Raw genomic sequence first — 959 nt, forward strand, 5'->3', positions numbered from 1 at the left:
ACCACCTCCTGCAGCACCGGCGCCCCGGGCACGGCCGCGGTCTGCGTCACCGGCCGGATCCTCACGGCCCGCATCAGCGAGCGCACCTCGTCGCGCTGGTCCGGCAGCATCAGCGTCACCACGGTGCCCTCGGCGCCGGCGCGGGCGGTGCGCCCGGAGCGGTGCAGGTACGCCTTGTGCTCGGCGGGCGGGTCGGCGTGCACCACCAGGGCGATGTCGTCCACGTGGATGCCGCGCGCCGCGATGTCGGTGGCCACGAGGGTGGAGGCGACGCCCTCGGTGAACGCGGCCAGGTTCCGCTGGCGGGCGTTCTGCGAGAGGTTGCCGTGCAGGTCCACGCTCGGCACCCCGTTGGCGGTGAGCTGCTTGGCCAGCTTCTTGGCCCCGTACTTGGTACGGGTGAACACCACGGTGCGGCCGGGTGCCGCGGCCAGCTCGCGCAGCACGGGCAGCTTGTCGTCCTTGGCCACCTCCAGCACGTGGTGGGTCATCGTGGCCACGGGCGACTGAGCGGAGTCGGCCTCGTGCGTCACCGGCTGGCTCAGGAAGCGGTCGGCGATCACCTTGATGCCGCCGTCGAGCGTGGCGCTGAACAGCAGCTTCTGACCGTCGCGCGGGGTGGCGGCCAGCAGGCGCTTCACGCCGGGCAGGAAGCCCAGGTCGGCCATGTGGTCGGCCTCGTCGAGCACCGCGATGCCGGCGTCGCGCAGGTCGCAGTGCCCCTGGCCGATGAGGTCCTCCAGGCGGCCGGGGCAGGCGATGAGCACGTCCACGCCCTTGCGCAGCGCGGTCACCTGCGGGTTCTGCCCCACGCCACCGAAGACGACGGTGGTGGTCAGGCGCTCGGCGTCGGCCAGCGGCCTGATGGCGCGCTCGATCTGGCTGGCGAGCTCCCGGGTGGGGGCCAGCACCAGCGCCCGGGGACGGCCCGGGGCGGGGCGGCGGCGGTCGGCGGCCAG

1 protein-coding gene is annotated in these 959 nt (G+C 74.2%); it reads right to left on the minus strand.

Annotated elements, in window-relative coordinates; genetic code table 11:
- A partial coding sequence (locus HMPREF3099_RS09070; protein WP_141762095.1) for a DEAD/DEAH box helicase occupies positions 1-959 on the minus strand: 959 nt, incomplete at both ends.

The sequence above is a fragment of the Kytococcus sp. HMSC28H12 genome (assembly GCF_001816045.1).
Lineage (GTDB): Bacteria > Actinomycetota > Actinomycetes > Actinomycetales > Dermatophilaceae > Kytococcus > Kytococcus schroeteri.